The 19,747-nt window shown below is 51.7% G+C and carries 16 protein-coding genes; 10 read left to right on the plus strand and 6 right to left on the minus strand.

The window, feature by feature from the left end:
• The first annotated feature begins 71 nt into the window (after positions 1–71).
• The gene (locus ABXT62_RS06105) at positions 72–272 is read left to right on the plus strand and encodes a hypothetical protein (RefSeq protein ID WP_415357712.1); all 201 of its coding nucleotides are present in this window, start codon (positions 72–74) and stop codon (positions 270–272) included.
• Positions 273–532: 260 nt separating this feature from the next.
• A complete protein-coding gene (locus tag ABXT62_RS06110) occupies positions 533–739 on the plus strand; it encodes a cold-shock protein (protein ID WP_415357713.1) in 207 nt (68 codons plus the stop codon).
• Between the two features lie 44 nt (positions 740–783).
• On the opposite strand, the gene ABXT62_RS06115 is transcribed toward ABXT62_RS06110, so the two are convergent.
• Both ABXT62_RS06115 and ABXT62_RS06120 read right to left on the minus strand, forming a co-directional pair.
• Positions 784–1,833: a Rieske 2Fe-2S domain-containing protein gene (locus tag ABXT62_RS06115; protein ID WP_415357714.1), complete on the minus strand. Its 1,050-nt coding sequence runs from the start codon at positions 1,831–1,833 to the stop codon at positions 784–786.
• Positions 1,820–3,544 (minus strand): FAD-binding protein, encoded by a 1,725-nt coding sequence (locus ABXT62_RS06120; protein WP_415357715.1) that lies wholly within the window; start codon positions 3,542–3,544, stop codon positions 1,820–1,822. The genes ABXT62_RS06115 and ABXT62_RS06120 overlap by 14 nt, the downstream gene beginning before the upstream one ends.
• A gap of 177 nt (positions 3,545–3,721) precedes the next feature.
• Between ABXT62_RS06120 and ABXT62_RS06125 the strand changes: the two genes are divergently transcribed.
• From ABXT62_RS06125 to ABXT62_RS06140, 4 genes are all read left to right on the plus strand, one after another.
• Entirely contained in the window at positions 3,722–4,741 is a 1,020-nt protein-coding gene (locus ABXT62_RS06125) for a zinc-dependent alcohol dehydrogenase (protein ID WP_415357716.1), read from the plus strand.
• A gap of 411 nt (positions 4,742–5,152) precedes the next feature.
• Positions 5,153–7,261 (plus strand): hypothetical protein, encoded by a 2,109-nt coding sequence (locus ABXT62_RS06130; protein ID WP_415357717.1) that lies wholly within the window; start codon positions 5,153–5,155, stop codon positions 7,259–7,261.
• A 221-nt stretch (positions 7,262–7,482) separates the two neighbouring features.
• On the plus strand, positions 7,483–8,604 hold the full coding sequence (locus tag ABXT62_RS06135) for a fibronectin type III domain-containing protein (RefSeq protein WP_415358172.1): 1,122 nt from the start codon (positions 7,483–7,485) through the stop codon (positions 8,602–8,604).
• 327 nt (positions 8,605–8,931) lie between these two features.
• Entirely contained in the window at positions 8,932–9,756 is an 825-nt protein-coding gene (locus ABXT62_RS06140; RefSeq protein ID WP_415357718.1) for an SDR family NAD(P)-dependent oxidoreductase, read from the plus strand.
• A gap of 29 nt (positions 9,757–9,785) precedes the next feature.
• Here the strand turns inward: ABXT62_RS06140 and ABXT62_RS06145 are convergent, their stop codons facing one another.
• On the minus strand, positions 9,786–10,466 hold the full coding sequence (locus ABXT62_RS06145; protein WP_415357719.1) for a redoxin domain-containing protein: 681 nt from the start codon (positions 10,464–10,466) through the stop codon (positions 9,786–9,788).
• A gap of 237 nt (positions 10,467–10,703) precedes the next feature.
• Between ABXT62_RS06145 and ABXT62_RS06150 the strand changes: the two genes are divergently transcribed.
• Positions 10,704–11,594 (plus strand): class I SAM-dependent methyltransferase, encoded by an 891-nt coding sequence (locus tag ABXT62_RS06150; protein ID WP_415357720.1) that lies wholly within the window; start codon positions 10,704–10,706, stop codon positions 11,592–11,594.
• A 638-nt stretch (positions 11,595–12,232) separates the two neighbouring features.
• The gene (locus ABXT62_RS06155; RefSeq protein WP_415357721.1) at positions 12,233–13,957 is read left to right on the plus strand and encodes an SLC13 family permease; all 1,725 of its coding nucleotides are present in this window, start codon (positions 12,233–12,235) and stop codon (positions 13,955–13,957) included.
• A 40-nt stretch (positions 13,958–13,997) separates the two neighbouring features.
• Here the strand turns inward: ABXT62_RS06155 and ABXT62_RS06160 are convergent, their stop codons facing one another.
• Positions 13,998–14,747 (minus strand): SDR family NAD(P)-dependent oxidoreductase, encoded by a 750-nt coding sequence (locus ABXT62_RS06160; protein ID WP_415357722.1) that lies wholly within the window; start codon positions 14,745–14,747, stop codon positions 13,998–14,000.
• Between the two features lie 160 nt (positions 14,748–14,907).
• On the opposite strand from ABXT62_RS06160, the gene ABXT62_RS06165 reads away from it, so the two are divergent.
• Positions 14,908–16,008 (plus strand): TIGR03857 family LLM class F420-dependent oxidoreductase, encoded by a 1,101-nt coding sequence (locus ABXT62_RS06165; RefSeq protein ID WP_415357723.1) that lies wholly within the window; start codon positions 14,908–14,910, stop codon positions 16,006–16,008.
• Positions 16,009–16,064: 56 nt separating this feature from the next.
• On the opposite strand, the gene ABXT62_RS06170 is transcribed toward ABXT62_RS06165, so the two are convergent.
• Positions 16,065–16,832, minus strand: coding sequence for a glucose 1-dehydrogenase (locus tag ABXT62_RS06170; protein WP_415357724.1), 768 nt, complete (start codon positions 16,830–16,832; stop codon positions 16,065–16,067).
• A 440-nt stretch (positions 16,833–17,272) separates the two neighbouring features.
• Positions 17,273–18,211 carry a hypothetical protein gene (locus ABXT62_RS06175; protein ID WP_415357725.1) on the minus strand — a complete coding sequence of 313 codons (939 nt, stop codon included), beginning with the start codon at positions 18,209–18,211 and terminating at the stop codon, positions 17,273–17,275.
• A 370-nt stretch (positions 18,212–18,581) separates the two neighbouring features.
• On the opposite strand from ABXT62_RS06175, the gene ABXT62_RS06180 reads away from it, so the two are divergent.
• Positions 18,582–19,565, plus strand: coding sequence for a glycosyltransferase family 2 protein (locus tag ABXT62_RS06180; RefSeq protein WP_415357726.1), 984 nt, complete (start codon positions 18,582–18,584; stop codon positions 19,563–19,565).
• Positions 19,566–19,747: the final 182 nt, after the last annotated feature.

Raw genomic sequence — 19,747 nt, forward strand, 5'->3', positions numbered from 1 at the left:
GGCTGTTTCCTCAACAATTAACGGCATTTTTGTGTATACTGGGCGGCTTTCCCACATAAAAGGTAATAAACATGGTACGCAAGCCCACGAGAGCGCCAGCCAAGAGAAAGCAACCGGCGGCAGTGGAAACCTCGCAGTCGATTGAAGATCAAACCAAAGAGTTTTTGAAGTCTGGCAATAAGATTGATGTCATTCAGACCGGCATCAGCGGGCAGCCTACGATGGCGGTCAACAGGCATATTAAGCTGGGTAACAAAACCGCCGCATCCTAGTGCTGCGCAGTGGATGATAGCCGTGAGAGCGGTGATAGACGTTACTTTCCCGACGAGATCGCATCTAACCCTCATTGACTCCCAGTGTCAGTGCTGTATGCTAGTGAGTGCTTGTAAGTAAAAAGTTCTTATGTATACCGTTCCGAAGTTTCGCAGTCAGTACCTCGCCTTGCTTTCATAAGTAATTGCAATAGCACTTCAAGCACAATCTGCCTTTCATCGAAGGGCATCAATTACCTTTGAAAATATAGGAAGTATGTATGTCTACTGTTACTGGAACCGTTAAGTGGTTCAACGAAACTAAAGGCTTTGGTTTTATCGAGCAGGAATCTGGACCGGACGTGTTTGCGCATTTTAGCGCTATTTCGGGTTCAGGCTTCAAGACGCTGGCCGAAGGTCAGAAAGTTGAGTTCACTGTGACTCAGGGCCAGAAAGGTCCTCAGGCAGAGAACATCGTAGCGGTTTAATCCCGCAGCGTTTAAAGGCCCGCCCTGTTTACAGTGCGGGTTTTTTATTGCCCAGCTTTTATGCAAGGCAAGTAAAACTGCTCATACCAGCGTCGTAGTTTGTTAATTGGGCCGTCCCCGTCACACAATATGGGGTCTTCCCGGTAAACCTTATCTTTCCAAATTTCTACGTCCTGGCCAAAGGCGACATGTGCCATTTGAGGGTATAGCTGCGCAAATTCGTCGGGCAGGGGCTGGTCTGTCAGGCTACTCACCATCACCGCCGAGCACAGATCTACTTCATTATCGTTAATGACCGTGTGGCTATTCACCCACCAACTCTTAAAACTCATTTGTGGACCTGTTGACTCGGTTTGGTAATACATGATCGACGGGCCATGATAAGTGGCATCACCCCAAGCATCGGCTTCTTCACCTCCTTCTTTACGCGCCTCCTCCAGGTCAAAGATTACCCCGGGCGGAATAATCATGTTCGCGCTGGGGTCGCTTTTTACGGTTGATAACTGTGTGACACTGCGTTCGCTAAATCGATTCTCCCACGACTGAACGCGGCCCCCATGAACATGGGGGAAATGCGCGATATCGACAATATTTTCGATAATATCACAGGGCTTGGCGCGAATTCGTGAGCGATAAAACATCCAATCTCCCCAACCCTGCTGGCCCCACTCAGGGATGCCGGGCAAATAATGCTCGGGCTCCTCGCCGTCAGTTGCGTACCACAGGGCGATAAAGCCATTTTTCTCTAGCACTGGCCAGCCCTTCAATGCATTTGCGGCCCTGTCGGGAATTGATGTGGCGTAAGGGATTTCTACACACTGCCCCCGGCCATTAAAGGTCCAGCCATGGAATGGGCAGGCGATGTTGTCGCCCCGGACGCGACCTTCACCACTGCCAAGGTTGGCGCCTAGATGCGGACAGTGCGCATCCAGGATTGCCACGGTGCCTGACTCTCCCCGATAGGCCACTAGGTCCTGTCCAAAGTAGTGCAGCTGTTTTACCTCGCCCACCCGCAATTCCGAGGAAAACAGCGCAATGTGCCATCCTCTGGCATAGCGTCCTGGCTTCAGAAAGGCATATTTAGGTGTGCTCATGCGGGTACTCCTCTGCTGCGTCCTGTTCGAACGCATGTTGTGCAGCGATGTAGGCGAACGTCATAGCGGAGCCGATGGTTGCACCTGCCCCTGGATAGGTGTCACCCATTGCAGCGGCACTGGCATTGCCCGCCGCGTAAAGACCCTTAATGACGGCTCCGTTGTGATGCAATACCCGTGCCTGCTCATCGCAGAGTAAGCCTCCCTTGGTATCGAGGTCGCCTGGCTCACAACGCAACGCATAGTAGGGGGCCGTTTCCAGTGGACCCAGAGACGGGTTCGGGCTGACAGATTTGTCGGCATAATAGCGATCGTGTACCGTTGAACCACGGCCAAATTCCGGGTCTTCGCCGTTGCGCGCATGACGATTGAAGTGCGCTACAGTATTTACCAGCGCGTCGCGATCAATCCCTAAGTTATCTGCCAGTTCTTCGAGGCTGTCCGCTTTCGTTAGCAGGCCCGTGTCAAAATTACTGGGATCAAGTGTGTTGTCGCTCTCCACCTTTCCAGGCTTGATATGGCCAACCGCATATTTTTGTCGATAAGTGGCGTCAAACACCAAGTAGCAGGGAATTGCCTGCTCACCTCTGGCCTCGCTGGCATATTGTTCCTTGACGAGATCCTCGTAGGGCTGGGCTTCATTCGCAAAGCGCTTACCATGGCGATTCACCATAATAGACCCTGGGTTAGATTTGCCCGCGATCAGCGCAAGCACTCTACCGTCCGGGATCGCATACGTTGGAGACCACCAAGCGCATTCCATAAAACCCAGCGCTGCGCCAATCTGCTCGCCCATAGTGACGGCGTCACCGGTGGCCCCCGGGGCGGCGGCGGTCCAGTCTTTTCCTATGGGTGCCTGCTGATATTGCTGTCGCATCGTGGCGTTGTGAGAAAAACCTCCCGTTGCCAGAAGTACGCCACGCCGGGCATGTATGCGCTGTATCTTCCCCTCGTGCTTGACCAGTGCACCGATGACTCGGCCCTTGTCCTGCAATAATTGCTGCACAGGTGAATCCAACCATAGTGGAATATTGCGATCCTGAAGGGATAAACGTAAGCGCGCCACAAGTGCCGGCCCCAGTGTGAGGCGATTATCGCGCTGGCGTTTCAGGCGGGCAGGAATGTCCAAAAGCAAGCGAGAGAACAGTCGCAGACCGAGCCAATAAGCACCGGCGTTCATTTCCTGCAAGCGTTGGCCTTCTTCCACGGTGACATTGAACGGCATCAGTCCATCGTAGTGGCCCAGCATCAGTGTGTTTGCATCTTGCCCCAGCCTGCGAAGGTTTATAGGGGCGTTGTCCATGGACCGCCCCCCGGATTTGTAGCCCTGAACATTTTCGTAATAGTCCATATAATTGGGTAGGGCGGAATAGTGCACATGACTATGTTTCATCATGAAAGCCAGCATTTCTGACGCCCGCTGCGCATAGGCCATGATGCGGGCATCACTCACGCTGTCGCCGATAAGGCCCTTTAGGTAGGCATAGGCTTCCTCTGCACTATCGTTGACCTGAACCTCGCTTTGTCTGTGGTTGTTGGGAATCCACGCGACACCGCCAGATTTAGCCGTTGTGCCGCCATAGACAGATTCCTTTTCCACCACGAGTACCGAGCCACCCAACTGGTGTGCTACCACGGCTCCGGTCATACCTGCGGCGCCAGCGCCCGCTACCAACCAGTCGATTTCGAGATCTGGACTCTCTATGGGCATGCAACTTTACTCTTATCCTTTGGTATTCAGTGTGGCAGGGCATGTCAATCGGAGCCAGTACCCACCAAAAATGCCGGCGTTCGGTTCAATATTCCGGCCACAGTGGTTGACCGGGGGCAGGTCGGGTTCTATGGTCACGAGAGAACCTATAGTCCTTTTGACAACAGCGGAAAAATTATGACAACAATGCCTCTGGCCCAAATTCACGGTGTTGACGATCTGCGCCTCGATCAGACGCCCACACCGCTTTGTGGTCCTGATGATGTTGTCGTCCAGGTGATGGAGTGCGGTATCTGCGGATCTGACCTTGGCTATTTGGCAATGGGCGGATTGACGGGGCCCGATGTTCCTATGCCTTTGGGTCATGAATTGTGGGGGGTTGTCAGTGATGCTGGCGCTAACGTGACGCATGTCGTTGCGGGGGATCGCGTTGTGGTTCAACCCATGAGCAATGGTAATAATATCGGCAATGGCGGCACAGAGGGTGGGTTTTCTCCTTATCTGTTAGTGCGTAACGCCGCTCTTGATCCGGGTAGTACACTGAAGATCCCGCCGGGTGTGCCCCACGAATACGGTGCACTCGTAGAGCCATTGTCGGTTGCGCAACACGGCGCCAATCGAGTGGCGGCGACGGCCTCTGATAAAGCCGTGATCTATGGGGCGGGGCCCATCGGCTTGTCTATGCTGCAGGTGCTTAAATACCGTGGGCTTGTAGGTACCGTCGTGGTGGATCTGTCGGATCCGCGGCTGGAAAAGGCGGCCGCATTGGGTGCTATTGCGCTGCGCGCTGACGACCCACAACTTACACAGAAGCTGATCGAACAGCATGGTACTTCGAACTTTTTTGGCATGCCCATGCCCGGCAGTACCGTATTTTTCGAGGCGACTGGCGTGCGCTCAGTGTTCGAAAAAATTGTTGCTACGGCTGGGCCTGGCAGTCGTATCTGTTTGACGGGTGTGCACAAAGAAGCGGCAACGGTTGATCTTGTTATGTTGTTGGCGAAGGAGGTTTCGATCATTCCGGCAATGGGCTACGACACAGAGTTTGATGAGGTTATGACAATGCTGCAATCCGGACAGATTGATCCGACGGTCATGGTGACACACCATTTTCCCTTGTCGGATATAGGTGCTGCTTTTGCGCTGGCACAAGACCCACAAAACGCGATAAAAATCATGGTCGATTGTCAAAGTTAGCACTTTTCGTGTCAGAATAAATCAACATGAGGCGGTTATAAGCTACATTAATGCTCTCAATGCTGCTGACAGGAAATGTGTTTGCACAAGAGGCCCAAGACAACAGTGTAAGCGACCCTTTACGTTTTGCGTCATCCGGATTGTCGATATTTGTTCGGTGATCTTCACGTTTTGGCATACCTCGCTCATTGACATACTGCGCGACTGGCGCAGAGCCTTTTCACTGGCGAACAACGGCATTACTGTGATCAGGCATTTATGGCATGTCTAGAGGCATTAAACTGGAATGACGCGAGCGGTTTAATATTTTACACTGGAATGACGCGAGCCGTTTAATATTTCGGAATAGCCTTGTTAAGTGGGTTTTTTCGTATACCTTCGCGTGCTGTTACTATTTAGAGAACGATGGTTATGGCCTTAAATCAAATATCACAGCAGCACACAAGTTTAACCAAAGTAGCTATTGGTTGGCTGCTGGCAGTCTTCGCGCTGCTCTCAGCGCAGTTAGCCTTGGCTAATGCGCCGCCGACCATCGATTCGATCGCGGCAGGCGGCCCCGGTCAGGCTGTTGTCACCTTCACCCCAGGGCTTGCGAATGAGTTCTCTCCGATCACTGGCTACCGGTATATCAATGATGACGGTACACTCATCGACTACACGCTTGGATATACGTCTTCACAGCCGACCGCAATCGCTATTGATGCGGCTGGCAACGTCTATACGGCGAATGCCAGCTCGAACAGCGTCTCGAAGATCGCCCCCGACGGCACCACAAGCGTCTTCGACATAACCGGACGCTTCCCGATCAGAATCGCAGTGGATGCCGCCGGCAATGTCTATACGGCGAATAGCCGCTCGAACGACGTGTCGAAGATCACACCCGACGGCACCTCAAGCATCCTTGCCTCCACACTTTATGGCACTGCGGCAGATACTGCGGATGGTAAATTTGGCGTCCACCCGGTTGCAATCGCAGTGGATGCTGCCGGCAATGTCTATACGGCTAACTACTCTTCGAACACCGTGTCGAAGATCACACCCGCCGGCGACGTGACCATCTTTGGGGAAACGGACGTCGGCCCAGCCGCGATAACACTTGATGCTGCCGGCAATGTCTATACCGCTAACCAAGGCTTGGGCCCTATAGGATGCCGCCCCAGGGATTGTGTAAATGTCAACAATGTATCGAAGATTAGACCCGACGGCGCCGCATTCATCCTTGGAACAACGGGAGAAGTGCCAAACGGGATAGCAGTTGATGCTGCCGGCAATGTCTATACGTCGAATGGCCTCTCGAGCAACATGTCGAAGATCACGCCCGACGGCTTCTCAACGACTTCTGAAACCATTCTAACGACAGGCGTCAGCAGCGCCCCACAGGGGATCGGCAGCGCCCCACAGGGGATCGCAGTGGATGCTGCCGGCAATGTCTATATGCCGAGTTGGTTAGACGACAACGTGACGAAAATTACCCCCGACGGCACGATGACCATCCTTGCAGGAACCGGCCACGGCCCGGTGGCTATCGCGATTGATAAGGCTGGCAATATTTATACGGCTAATTCCACCTACGGGAGCGTTACAAAGATCATCGACTCAAGCATCGCCACATACCCCGCCACAGGCGACACCAGCCCCATCACGATAACGGGGCTCTACAGTGGCACTGAATATGTCTTATCGCTGATTGCGGTGAGTGGCGCGGGTGAGAGTGTGGCGTCTAATAGTGTATCCTTTAATAACGTGGCTGCCATTGCGCCAGACGCGCCCACCATAGACTCGATAAGGCCGGGCGCCGGTCAGCTTACCGTCGCCTTTACCCCGGGGTATGACAATGGCTCGCCGATTACCAGCTACACAGCCTCCTGCCTCCGTGTGGTGGGTTCGGGGCGGGTTCGGATAAACGTAGTTGGCTCCACGTCACCTATTGCAGTCACCTCGATGTTCAATGGCGACACGTATGAGTGTTTTGTAACAGCGACGAACATTTTCGGAACTGGTCCCGCATCTGCAACGAGTGAACCATTCGTTGTCGGCACCTTCACCATTTCCGAGCCAGGCGCGCCACAGATCACTAACATCGAACCCGGCGACGCACAGGTTTCCATCAGCGTCAGTGGGGCCGATGACGGTGGCTCACCGATTACTGGCTACAATGCCTATTGTTTCGGCGAGAGATTACTTTTAGGTGCGAGTCCAACCTCACCTATCGCAGTCTCTGGCCTTACCAACGGAGTGTCGTATACCTGTGCAGTAACAGCGACCAACGATCTAGGAGAGAGCCCAACATCTGCAACGAGTGAATCATTCGTTGTCGGGGCCCCAGACACCTTCGTGCCTCCTCCGCTCTATGGCACGCCGCGGTCGAGCATTTGTTTTCCTTTGAAGATAGCACCGAGTTGCTTTTCGTCTAGCGCCACGTCTAGCGCAACGCCTGTCCCAACCAGCCCACTGTGGCTACTGGGCATCATGGCAGGACTGCTGTCGCTGGTGGGTTTCAGGAAGCTGCGTAAAGCCTGAATATCTCTGACCACCTAAGCCCGCCTAGTGCGGGTTTTTTTTGGCTGGGGATATTAGTCCGTAGTGGGGCGGTAAGCCTCGTGCGTGCGCAGGTTTCGAGGCGACACATCGGCATTTCTATGTTATCGTCTGCCGCCAATAAACTCCGGCAAGCTCTTGTTATGAAACTAACAGCACCACAGCGCGGCGTACTCGCCTCATTCGCATTCTTGCTTATTTCGATGCTATCGGCTCAGGCTTTGGCTTTAATCATTGCGCCTGGCCCCCAGACGCTCGATGTTGGGGGCCTGAGTTATAGCGACATTAATGCGACTGACGTCGAGGTAACGGGTCGCGCATCGCGCAACACTGCCACGGATATAGTGATTCCTTCCACTGTATCTGATGGCACAACGACCTACAGCGTTACGACCATTGGGGATGATGCTTTCTACGGCAACGCCCTCACCAGCGTGACCATTGGGAACAGCGTTACGACCATTGGGGAATCTGCTTTCTACGGCAACGCCCTCACCAGTGTGATTATTCCAGACAGCGTTACGACCATTGGGGATTATGCTTTCCAAGTCAACGCCCTCACCAGCGTGGTTATTCCAGACAGCGTTACGACCATTGGGGATGGTGCTTTCTACGGCAACACCCTCACCAGCGTGACCATTGGGAACAGCGTTACGACCATTGAGAGTCAGGCTTTCAAAAACAACGCCCTCACCAGCGTGGTTATTCCAGACAGCGTAACGAGCATTGGGCAAAATGTTTTTAACAACAACGCCCTCACCAGCGCGCACTTTGGAGGCAACTTTGGTGACTTTCAACTCAACATGTTCGATGTCAATCCCACCCTAACGACGATCACCTACTGTGAAGGGATAACGAGTTGGCCGCAGGACTTTAGCAATGGCTCGACCACGATCACAGCGACGTCGATAGTTTGCTCGCCACCGGACGCCCCGACCATAGACTCGATAACGCCAGGCGCCGGTCAGCTTACCGTCGCCTTTACCCCGGGGATTGACAATGGCTCGCCAGCTTCCCGCTACACAGCCTCCTGCCTCCGTGTGGTGGGTTCGGGGCGGATTCGGGTAGACGTAGTTGGCCCCACGTCACCTATTACAGTCCCCTCGCTTTACAATGACGACACGTATGAGTGTTTTGTAACAGCGACGAACATTATAGGAACGAGTCCCGCATCTGCAACGAGTGAACCATTCGTTGTCGGGGGCCCAGTCACCGGCACACCGCCGTCTAGCGCAACGCCTGTCCCAACCAGCGCACTGTGGCTGTTGGGCATCATGGCAGGACTGCTGTCGCTGGTGGGCATTAGGAAACTGCGTAAAGCCTGAATATCTCTGACCACCTAAGCCCGCCTAGTGCGGGTTTTTTGTTGCCTGGGGATTAGTCCGTAGTGGGGCGGTAAGCCTCGTGCGTGCGCAGGTTTCGAGGCGCCCCATGCGTACAGCCCATTACAGATTATCGTGTGCGGTGTATGATGTCGCACATGCCGGCGGTGGACAGCAACCAGGGAACCGCTACTGTCGCGCAATTGACAAAGATGTACCAAAAGATGTCACAAAAGACATAATAATACTGTTTATATAGTCTTACGCTGATGATCGATTGTCAGGCCTGATTGGCCGAACTTAACCAACACCTAAAGAGGGATAGTTTACATGCAGGATTTGGAAGGCAAAGTAGCCGTTGTCACAGGAGCGGGCTCAGGTATTGGCGAGGGAATCGCGCGTGCTGCCGCGGCATCCGGCATGAAGGTTGTGGTCGCCGATATAGACTTGGCAAAGGCTCAGGCTGTTGCCTCAAGCTTGGGTGAACAGGCAATGGCCTGTAGGGTTGACGTCTCCAGCCTGACGTCGGTAGAGGCCATGCGTGATGCAGCACTGGAACGCTTCGGGAGTGTTCATTTACTGTGCAACAATGCAGGGGTGTGGATCGGAGCTATGATGCACGATGCGGATATCAAGGATTGGCAATATCTGATCAACGTGAACCTGTACGGTGTTATTCATGGTGTAAAGGCATTTTTGCCGTTATTGGTGGAGCAGGGCGAGGGACACATTGTCAACACAGCGTCCATGGGCGGGCTGATCTCGGGTCCGCCAGAAGGGCTTTATACGACCACCAAGTTTGCGGTAGTGGGACTCTCCGAGGCACTGGTGATGGAAGTGGCTGATAAAGGTGTGGGTGTCTCCGTTCTGTGTCCTGGCCTAGTCAATACTAACCTAATTACTCAGTCCTTTGCCGTGCGCCCTGATGAACTGGATTCTGGTATTGATCACCAGCAGCCGGCGCCAGATGTCGCCAACGGGATATCGCCACTGGTGGTCGGTGAGCAGGTAATGGATGCAGTGCGTGACGGCAGTTTCTATGTCATCACCCACGACGAATATCGCGATATTATCGCCATGCGTCACGATGGTATTCTTGATGCACTGGATGCTCATGCCAAACGCTATGGCTCCACGTCAGGCAGGGTGCTGTGATTCCTTCCACGCGCATTTAGGTGGTGTCTTTATTTGATCAGGGGTGGGTCTAGGCCGAGTGCGGTTTTTGCAAATGCCAGGGCAGCCGCAGCGTCTACGCGCAAACTATAGGCTTCCAGGAATAGCTTGCCGACAACCTTGCCCTGGGGGTCAATCACAATCATTCCCGGGTGCGGGATGCCGTACTGAAATTCACCTGGGCTGTAATTTTTGTTCAGAATGCCCAGTGTCTTGAAGCTTAGCGCATTGACATCTGACACAACGGGAATGGTGATACCAAACTTCTCGATAAACGCCTGTTGCAACACTGGATCGTCATAGGTGATAGCGACCATGCCGATGCCAGCCGCGTCAAATCCGGCCTTATTTTCTTGTAATTGAATTATCTGGCGCATGCAATAGGGGCACCAGTCGAAGGAACGACTAGCGATAACTGCCGTGCCATTGACCCCTTTGAACTCATCAATCAACGTTATACTGCGATCCTGGTAGGTCGCCTGTAACCCAGGGAAATGCGAGTGTATTGCAGGACCTGGGTCGAAGTCGTCGTTGTCCACTGCGACAAACATACCCTGTGTGATGAGCGCAAAAATCCTCTGCTTTATCGGTTCTCGATAGAGGTAACCTACCGCCAGTGAGAGTAGGATTAAGACGAATACAACTTTAAATATATTCTTCATATTGAGTCGATGCTCTCGTCGCCAGATCATTTTGGCTGCATTCCCAGATGCTTTTACCGACACTTTAGTCGTGCCAACTGTATCCTTTTATGCTGATAGATATTCTAGATTTGTCCCTGCAAATCTCCAAGAGCAATGCTATCAGAATGTGTATACATTGGCTTTGACCCGAAAAGGGTGGTCGCTGCAGACATTATGGCCGCTCGTTTTTTGCTATCGGACTTCAATATTGGTATATAATATTATTACATACTGAAGGGTATCTTAATGGACACTAACACGAACGCTGTTGAAAGCGGGGCATCGCAGGCAGGTGATGTTCAAGTCTGCCCGATTTGCGCAGCGGCGGGTGCAAAGGCGATGTATACGCTCCCACGCTTTGAGCTTTTGGTATGCCCGCATTGTACTCATCTATTTTCCGATTTAAAAGTGACCCCCGAGGCGTATGATGCAGATTATTTCCTCGAGAGTAATAGCGATCATTGGGACAACCCGGAGGACGTCTTATTCGATAAACTTGATGGTCTAATCCAAACCTATTTGCCCCGTCAGAGAGCAGGGTTACGCACTCTGGATGTGGGCACTGCGACAGGTTATCTTCCGCGTCATTTTGGGAGTCTGGGGTATGAGAGTTGGGGCGTCGATATTAGCGAGGCTGCTGTGCGTCACGGCACAGAGACACTGGGCATTCCTCGGCTTGAAGCTGCGAATATTGAGACTTTTATTCCAGATGAGCCTTTCCCGGTAGTGACCAACATCTATGTGATTGAGCACATTGCTGACCCGATACCGTTCCTGGAGGGGATTCGCAGAAGCGTGTCTGATGACGGAGTTTTTATTTGCATGACCGTTGATTCAGATTCTTTGATCTTTAAAGTGTCAAAGTTTCTCTATCGAGTCAGCGGAGGACGTAGCTTCGGTGCGTTGGAGCGTATCTGCGAAGTTCATCATCTCAACCATTTCAATCGACGGAGCCTGGAGTACGCACTGGACCGCGCTGGATTTGAGGTAATTTATCGCTTCAGCCAAAATCTTCCTCTGCGCACATTGACATTGCGACCTTTGCAGAGACTAGCCGTAGCGGTGTTATATGGGCTATCGCCTCTTTTTGACTCATGGTTTTTGCAAGGTGTTGTCTGTCGTCCAAAACCTGATTAGTCGTGAGGCTTTAACGCCTGCGCCTCGGCGGGGTTTTGGAAATGGTTGGCCCCGTCTTGCCACCGCATATCTGTAGACCTTTGTTAGCCCATATATGTCTGATGAAATCAGTATTAGCAGCATAAGACCTAACAGGACCATAGAAAAATAGCCCCCCTCAATCGCCCAGTCTCTTTTCCTTCGGTTGCATGGCGCGATCTAACGAAGATTTACCCACATCGAGGTATCCTTGTAGAAGACGGGCAAATACTCATCACTAAAAGCATCAAGGGGTGTAAATTTGACGTTAGTACAAATAGGATTAACTTTAGAATGAATCCTTCTAACCGCTCTTGCTCACCCTTTGGTAATATAGTGCTTCACCTGAGAGATGAAGACAAATAAGGACTCTGCCAGCGGGGGGGTGCCCGAGCGGAGCAGTCTGATGTTCTCGGTTAGGGATTAGGCTTGGTTTGTGTGCAAGCCTGTTGAGAAACCCGCGGATGAGAGGCCCTCTGGTAAAAGAAGCCGCGAAGCGAGGCAACAACACAATACCCGTACACGAGACGAGCCAATAAAAATAATGTTTAAATATATAACATCTTGTTTATTAAAAATAATATCTATTATATAAGTGTACAAAATCATGGAATGCATAGATGTTTGACCAGCTACTTATCTCCGGTTTATTTGGAGGTCTATTCTTCGGACTTATCTTCACTAAGTGGCCTGCGGAGCGGGTTTTTGTCTGTGCTATGTTGGCGGCTTATTTTGCAGGACTGGTGGATACGAGTGAAGTGTTGGACAAAGCTACGAATACCGGCGTTGTCACGCTGATTTTGTTGTTACTGGTGTCTATCGGTCTTGAAAAGCTGTCTTGGCTAAGCCGTCTTTCCAATAAGTTGATCGTTCGTAGTTATAGCGCTAGTTTGTTGCGGATAGGTATTGCGACGGCGTTTTTTTCCGCCTTCGTCAATAATACTGCTGTCGTCGCTTCGCTGGCACATACGGTTCGTAATAATCGGCTCCACCCGGCATCCAAACTTTTGATTCCGCTCTCCTATGCCGCCATCCTCGGCGGCACGATGACCTTGATTGGCACCTCAACCAACTTAATTGTAAGCAGTTTTCTGGAGGATGTTACTGGAACCGGCCTGGCATTTTTCGATTTTCTTATAGTGGGAGCAAGTGCAACAGTGGTTGGACTGCTTGTTCTTTTGTTGAGCGCACGGCTGTTGCCCGTCGGCGGCTCCGAGATTATGGATATTAATGAGTATGTCATTGAGGTAGAAGTCGACAGCGGTTCGTCTTTGATAGGTAAGAGTATCCTCGCGAATAAACTGCGTGAGCTGGAGGATTTCTTTTTAGTGGAGATTGTTCGCGGCAACTACCTGATTTCACCGGTGGCACCACAAGAGCATATTGAGGCGGGTGACAAACTGATTTTCTCGGGCGATATCAAGCAGGTGCAGGTATTCGAGGCCTTCGACGGTTTGCGTCTGTTTGCGGTGGAGGAGGGCCTGCTGAGCCAGAATATGAAGGAAGTGATCGTCATGCCGAACGCCAGCATTGAGGGCAGAACGGTTAAGGAAAGCGCATTCAGGTCGATGTTTGACGCCGCGGTGGTCGGTATGCGCCGAGGCGGAAAGCGTCTGTCGGGCAAGCTGGGTAACATCACGATTCAGGCGGGTGACAGCATGATGCTGGCGGTAGGCCCTGACTTTAATGAACGCAAAAATCTCGACAAGAACTTTGCCATTATCAATGATTCGGTCGGTGAAGTGCAGACGACAGATACCCAGAATTACGCGATTACTGGCATGCTGTTGGTAGTCATTACCTTAGCCACCTTGGATATGGTGCCTCTGATCAAAGGCATGGCCTTCCTGCTAGTCTTTATGCTCGCGATAGGTGTTGTCACTGGATCAGAGCTTAGGAGGCGCTTCCCGTTCGAGTTGTGGTTAATTATTGCGTCTGCGCTTACGCTATCACAAGCAATGACTAATTCGGGTTTGGTAGCGGTCATTTCAGGCATGCTACAGAACAACCTGTCCATTCTAGGGCCCTACGGTGCGCTTATAGGTGTTTATCTGGGGGCATGGTTACTGACAGAGGCGATGACAAACAACGCGGCGGCCGCATTGAGTTTTCCAATTGCTTTTGGCCTGGCAGAGAGTTTTGGAGTGAGCTATATGCCCTTTGTGATGGTCGTCGCCTACGGTGCCAGTGCGAGCTTCCTTACACCTTTCGGATATACCACTAACCTCATGGTACAAAACCTGGGGGGCTATGAGTTTCGAGACTATTTCAGAACAGGTTTGCCGGTCTCACTGGCCTATTCTGCCGTGGTGATTTTTCTGGTCCCAAAGGTGTTTCCGTTTTGATTTGCGCTATTTAATAGGCGTGATCTACTCCCCGTCCAAATCAGTTCATCCCGCTCGTAAACCCGCCATCCACGGGTAGAGTTTGGCCCGTAATCCATGCGGCGGCAGGGGAGGTGAGGAATAGCACTGCCGCGGCAATGTCTTCAGGCTCACCGGTGCGTTTAAGGCCTTGCCTTTTGAGGGTCTCGTCTACCATGTCCGGCATATTATCCAGTACAGGAGTGGTCAGGTTGGACCGGGTAAGGCCTGCGGCAACAGCGTTAGCGCGAATGCCTAATTGTCCCCAGCTCATCCCCAAGGTTTTTATCAGCTGCACAAGACCAGCCTTGGCAGGGCCATACCCCGGCGTCCACTCAAAACCGAAATAGGACGTCATGGAGGCGATACCCACTACGCTTGCGCCACCTGGAAACGGACTGGCGCTGAGTAATTCCTTGCAGGCCGAGCTAAGGTGAAACACACTGGATAGATTAACCACAATAGATTGATCGAACGCATCAGCCTCCCATTCGTTGCCCTGAGACCCCCCTGCGTTATTGACCAGCACATCGAGTTGAGTGAGTGAGCCTGCCAATGCATAGAGCGCAGCACTATCAGCCACATCTAACTGTTTGTAGGTCATATTGCTGAGGTCAGCGTCGTAATCACTGGCCCCACCTTTGCGCCCAGTGATAATGACGTCTCCTCCCGCGTCGCGATAGCCTTGGGCACAGGCAAGACCGATGCCACTGGTGCCGCCGGTAACGAGCACGGTGGCATCAGTATAATTGTAGGTAACCCCCTTAAACATATTGACCTCTCGTTGTCGGGTTGATGCTCAGTTATACCGACAATAACAATATGGCCTTATACGGGCTGATGCAAGCTAACCTCTGGTAAGCTGCGGCTTGAAATTAGAAAGTTTGATGGGCCGTTGGCTATATTCGCTGTAACAGGGAGAGACCATACACATGAGTCAAGAATTTCCAGAATTGGGCATCTACACTTTGCCCGGGCGCATTAACGACCCCCGCAGGACTTTGGAGGAAGTACCTCTCGCAGAGACCTTGGGTATAGGTTCGATATGGCCTGCAGAGCGCTATGATTTTAAGAATGTTGAGGTTTTGTGTGGTGCGGCGGCAGCAATCACGTTAGAGATTAAAATAGCCACAGGCCTAATGAATTACCCCACACATCATCCTATGGAGCTGTGCTCTTTTGGGGCGACCATGAGCCATTTGTCAGATAACCGTTTTGCAATGGGTTTTGCCCGAGGTTTTGATGCGCTCTATGATATTTTTGGTACTCGCCGAGCGAGTTTGCAGGGCTTGAGGGAAACCCCAGAATTGCTGCGGTGTTTATGGAGCGGCGGAACATTTTCGGGCGAGAACTCACTGGGTAAGTTCCCGTATTTGTATATGAGTGAGCCGCCTGAGCACACACCTCCTCTGTTGCTCGGGGCGGTGGGCCCCAAGACACTGGCATTGGCCGGGCGTCATTATGACGGCGTATTATTACACCCGTTCCTGACCGATAGAGGGATCGCAGAGGCGGCGGATATTGTGCGTAATGCGGCAGTGGAGGCTGGCCGTGCACGCGATGCCTGCAAAATCTGGGCAACGTTGGTGGTTGCTGCAGACCAGAGTGAGGAGGAAACATTGGCCATCGGTCCCGCACGGCTGCTGACTTATGTTCATATGGCTGATTATGGTGAGCTGCTGTGCAAGGTCAATGGGTGGGACCCAACGGTGCTGACCGATGTCAGAAACCACCCGTTGTTTGAGGGCGGAAAATCGGCCGATCAAGATTTTACCCGTTACGAAACAGCCGAGGTGACCTCACTGTTTCCAAAGCACTGGATGGTGGACTCTGCAGCGTTAGGCAGTGCTGAGTACTGTGCAAACCGCATCAACGACCAATTTGATGCCGGTGCCGACGGTGTGCTCTTTCACGGGAGTCTGCCGCGGCAGGTAGAGGGCTTGCTCGGTGCCTACCGAGCGGTCAGGCGAGCGGACTATTTTGACCGCAATGATCCGTGGTTTTCTCCGTCCCCGCCAGGAACAGGCCTGTAGATCAGACCCGATTTTTTTCCAAGTTGCCTAGCAGCTCCAGCTCTATACCTTTTTGTCTAGAGCTGTGGGAGAGAGTCATTGACCAGCCCAGCACTCCAGCCTCCATCCGCGATAAACTCTGCACCAGTGCTATAAGTGGCTTCATCCGAGGCTAGGAACGCCGTTAAGGCCGCGACTTCTCTGGGAAGACCGACCCGGGGAATAGCGTGGTTCTGGTAAAACTGATCGGCATCTTCCTGAGAGATAAAGTCAGAGCCGTGCATAGCCGTAAACACCCCTCCCGGATGCACGCTGTTCACGCGGATGTTGAATTTCCCCATTTCCATAGCGGCCGCTTTGGTCATGCCCCGCACCGCCCATTTGGTAGATGAATAGGCCACGAGAGAATTTTTAGATTGTAGGCCGTCAATAGAGGAGACATTAATAATAGAACCGCCACCATTGGCTTTCAGGCTGGGGAATACGGATTGCATGCCAAGGAAGACACCCAATTGATTGATACTAAAGATCTTCATGAAGTCTTCTTCGGTGGTATCCATAATCGTCTTTTGGAAGATGATTGCGGCATTATTGACCAGTATAGACAGGGGGCCGAGTTGCTCAGATTTGCTTACGGCCGCCTCCCAGTCTGCCTTTTTACTGACGTCTAGTCGCATATAAATAGCGCTGTCGCCCAGGTCTTCAGCGAGTGCCTGTCCCGGGGTGTCCAGCACGTCAGTAATAAGCACCTTTGCGCCCTCTTCAACGAGCAGTCGCACCGTCGCCTCGCCCATTCCACGAGCGCCGCCGGTTACAATTGCCACCTTACCTAGTAGTCTTGCCATGTGAATTTCCCTAAATGCTGTCGTAGTGAAGAAGAATTTATTTCAGCGCGATACAGACCCGTCCAACGGGCGCCAGAACGAAGATTCCTCTCGCCGCAGTCAAAACCTTGCCACTAAGCTGAGTGAGAGCAGAGCCTTTGGCCCAGGCCAGTGCCATAGTATTACGTTGTATTGTATAGCATCCCAGCCCGCGTTTTGCACGGTTAGGTCATCCCGATATCCGTCGTGGCCGAGTCGAGCAGCTCCGCTACATAGGCGATCCCCATAGTTAAATAGGCCTGTAGTAAGGTACCGTCGGGCGTTGGATGCATAGGTGACTGATACTTTGATGGCGTAATCAAGGCGTCTCGAGCCTATTTTGTGCCGGCTAATACGAATAAAAGGCAAAAAAAAACGGACACCCTAGAGTGTCCGTCTTATTACATTGATAAAGCTATCGTCTAGAAGCGGAACAGGCCACTTATAGCGAGTTCTTCATATGAAGCTTCATACCTGAACGGAATGTTCTGTTGTCCTGGGCGGGCGAATATTCCCGTAACGTCGTCAGCAACGATATCGTTATATGCTAGGTTGACAGCGAAGTTTTCAGAAATGAACCACTCAGCACTTACGCCATACTGGTTGACTTCATAACCGCTCTGTTCGCCCTGCTCCCAGTTGAGGCCTATGCCAATGTTGCTGCCCAGGTAGTAGATACCTTTTAGGCCGTAGGTGTCTACGTCATCGGCGTTACTTACATAGCTTCTGCCAAAATTAGCTGATGCCTTGAGGCCACCATCACCCATAGCAAAGAAGGACTCAATGGTGCCGCCGTAGGTGTCAATGCCACTACCGCTACCGTTGTTGAGGCTAGTGTACTCATACTGAGCAACAAGCGTGGTGGCCTCAGTAATATACATACCTAAACCAGCATTCCAGGTATCAGTTTTGGTGGATTGTTTAAAAGTTTTAGTGTCACCAATCTCCGCTCGCTCGAAGCCAAGGTCCACTATAACGCCAGACAGCTTCCAACCCGGGCCTTCAGCAACATAGCGCATGTCAGCGATGTAAGTTTCGCCGTCAGGATTGTTTTGCTGCGTTACCTTAGTTTTTCCGTATCCAGTGCCAAGCGTTACGCTGGAAGAGGCATCCAGAAACGCTGCTTCACCGAGAGGTCCCTTGCTCGTGTCAACAGTTTCCATGTACCAAGTACCAGTGAAGTCAAAGGCGTCTGTGTCATTATCCTGTTTTAGTCTCTGGCTTTTATCTACCCTATTTTTAGCTTCTTGTGAGATTGTGCCTCCAGTGTAGCCTGCACCCAATTCCCAGTCGTAGTCGGCCTGAGCACCTGCGGACATTGCCAGAGCAATACCAGTGATTATTGCGGTTTTCTTGAACATGTAGTTCTCCTTGCGGGATCTTAAGAATTCAGATGGCTCCCCGTTCATCGTTCGCGGGGATTGGCGTACTATCGCGCATGGCAGAGAATGCTACAAGGTAATAATTTGGCTTTCAATAATGCGAACTATTTACTTGTTTTTGCGAGGGTGTATTAGTACTAATATCAGGCTAAATTTATTGCTTCTATTGCCGCTCAGAGCCTGGCAGAGATAACATTTCGTCCAAGCTCTACCCCCCCCTCCTAGAAAGGCATCTAGTTATCTGTAAGATCCAAGGTTGATGCCTCTGAGGCGGGGGTGCCATCTAGCTTTTTATTATATACTGCCAAGGTGTATTGTTGCGACTATGGTTTTTTGAGGCCCATGTACTATGCCATCTTCTAAGAAACCCGTACTGGGATTGATAGTACCGTGCATGAACGAGGCAGAAGTTCTGCCTAGCTCGGCACAATCTCTGAAGTCGAAGCTGGATTCACTTGCTGAGCGTGGATCCATCGCTGCCACGTCGAAAATTTATTTTGTTGATGATGGCAGTGTCGATGAGACATGGGCCATCATTAGTCTCCTGGCAGATTCTGATGATTGTTTCGTTGGAATCAAGTTGACCAGAAACTTTGGTCATCAGTATGCAGTGTACGCAGGCCTAATGCATGCCCAGGGAGATGCCCTAATATCAATCGATGCTGATTTGCAGGACGACATCAATGCCATCGACGAAATGGTCGATGAATATTCGAAGGGAAATGATATTGTTTATGGTGTTCGTGCAGATAGGCACAGCGATAGAAAATTCAAACGCTGGACCGCTTCACTGCATTATTGGATATCGGGTCTTCTTGGCGTCCGCACGATACCCAATCATGCAGACTTCAGATTGTTAAGTAGGAAAGCCGTTTCCATATTGAGCCAGTATCGTGAGACTAACCTCTATTTACGGGGCGTTGTGCCCTTGTTGGGGCTTCAATCCTCTGAAGTCTACTATGCACGCAGCCCCAGGCTAGCGGGCGAGTCAAAGTATGGGCTAATCGACATGCTTGGCCTGTCCGCTCAGGGGATCACTTCATTTTCGATTATGCCCTTGCGGGTGATTTCTATCGTGGGATTAGTGGTATTTCTGCTTTCAACTGGATTTGGTTTGTGGGCACTCTATGCTGCGATGACTGGCTTATCGACGCCCATCCAGGGCTGGGCTCCTACGGGTATACCCATATACCTTTTGGGCGGATTGCAAATTCTAGCGATTGGAGTTGTGGGGGAATACATCGGCAAGACATATATGGAAGTCAAGAGCCGGCCTACATACTTAATCGAGAAAACGACGGTACCCACAGACAGTTCAAACGAGACTCATTAATGCAACTTTGGGCGACACAAGCACTAAGTGCAGCCAATAATGGGTTCGGCGTTACCAGAAATTGGTCGTAAGGGACAAGCGGGGTAAGATTTTACTCGGGTGTGATTGGTCGCAATTGCTGTTGGCTACATGATACTTAAAATGTCTTGATATCGTTGGCGATTAGCGCGATAAAACCCTTG

The sequence above is a fragment of the Halioglobus sp. Uisw_031 genome (assembly GCF_047729875.1).
Classification (GTDB): domain Bacteria; phylum Pseudomonadota; class Gammaproteobacteria; order Pseudomonadales; family Halieaceae; genus Marimicrobium.

What these genes read in the sequence shown, in the direction of transcription:
- ABXT62_RS06150 (WP_415357720.1), top strand. Translation starts at nt 10,704, where the DNA reads ATGGACACTAACACGAACGCTGTTGAAAGCGGGGCATCGCAGGCAGGT.
- ABXT62_RS06170 (WP_415357724.1), bottom strand. Translation starts at nt 16,832, where the DNA reads ATGGCAAGACTACTAGGTAAGGTGGCAATTGTAACCGGCGGCGCTCGT.
- ABXT62_RS06165 (WP_415357723.1), top strand. Translation starts at nt 14,908, where the DNA reads ATGAGTCAAGAATTTCCAGAATTGGGCATCTACACTTTGCCCGGGCGC.
- ABXT62_RS06180 (WP_415357726.1), top strand. Translation starts at nt 18,582, where the DNA reads ATGCCATCTTCTAAGAAACCCGTACTGGGATTGATAGTACCGTGCATG.
- ABXT62_RS06125 (WP_415357716.1), top strand. Translation starts at nt 3,722, where the DNA reads ATGACAACAATGCCTCTGGCCCAAATTCACGGTGTTGACGATCTGCGC.
- ABXT62_RS06175 (WP_415357725.1), bottom strand. Translation starts at nt 18,211, where the DNA reads ATGTTCAAGAAAACCGCAATAATCACTGGTATTGCTCTGGCAATGTCC.
- ABXT62_RS06140 (WP_415357718.1), top strand. Translation starts at nt 8,932, where the DNA reads ATGCAGGATTTGGAAGGCAAAGTAGCCGTTGTCACAGGAGCGGGCTCA.
- ABXT62_RS06145 (WP_415357719.1), bottom strand. Translation starts at nt 10,466, where the DNA reads ATGATCTGGCGACGAGAGCATCGACTCAATATGAAGAATATATTTAAA.
- ABXT62_RS06130 (WP_415357717.1), top strand. Translation starts at nt 5,153, where the DNA reads ATGGCCTTAAATCAAATATCACAGCAGCACACAAGTTTAACCAAAGTA.
- ABXT62_RS06120 (WP_415357715.1), bottom strand. Translation starts at nt 3,544, where the DNA reads ATGCCCATAGAGAGTCCAGATCTCGAAATCGACTGGTTGGTAGCGGGC.
- ABXT62_RS06110 (WP_415357713.1), top strand. Translation starts at nt 533, where the DNA reads ATGTCTACTGTTACTGGAACCGTTAAGTGGTTCAACGAAACTAAAGGC.
- ABXT62_RS06135 (WP_415358172.1), top strand. Translation starts at nt 7,483, where the DNA reads ATGCTATCGGCTCAGGCTTTGGCTTTAATCATTGCGCCTGGCCCCCAG.
- ABXT62_RS06115 (WP_415357714.1), bottom strand. Translation starts at nt 1,833, where the DNA reads ATGAGCACACCTAAATATGCCTTTCTGAAGCCAGGACGCTATGCCAGA.
- ABXT62_RS06155 (WP_415357721.1), top strand. Translation starts at nt 12,233, where the DNA reads ATGTTTGACCAGCTACTTATCTCCGGTTTATTTGGAGGTCTATTCTTC.
- ABXT62_RS06105 (WP_415357712.1), top strand. Translation starts at nt 72, where the DNA reads ATGGTACGCAAGCCCACGAGAGCGCCAGCCAAGAGAAAGCAACCGGCG.
- ABXT62_RS06160 (WP_415357722.1), bottom strand. Translation starts at nt 14,747, where the DNA reads ATGTTTAAGGGGGTTACCTACAATTATACTGATGCCACCGTGCTCGTT.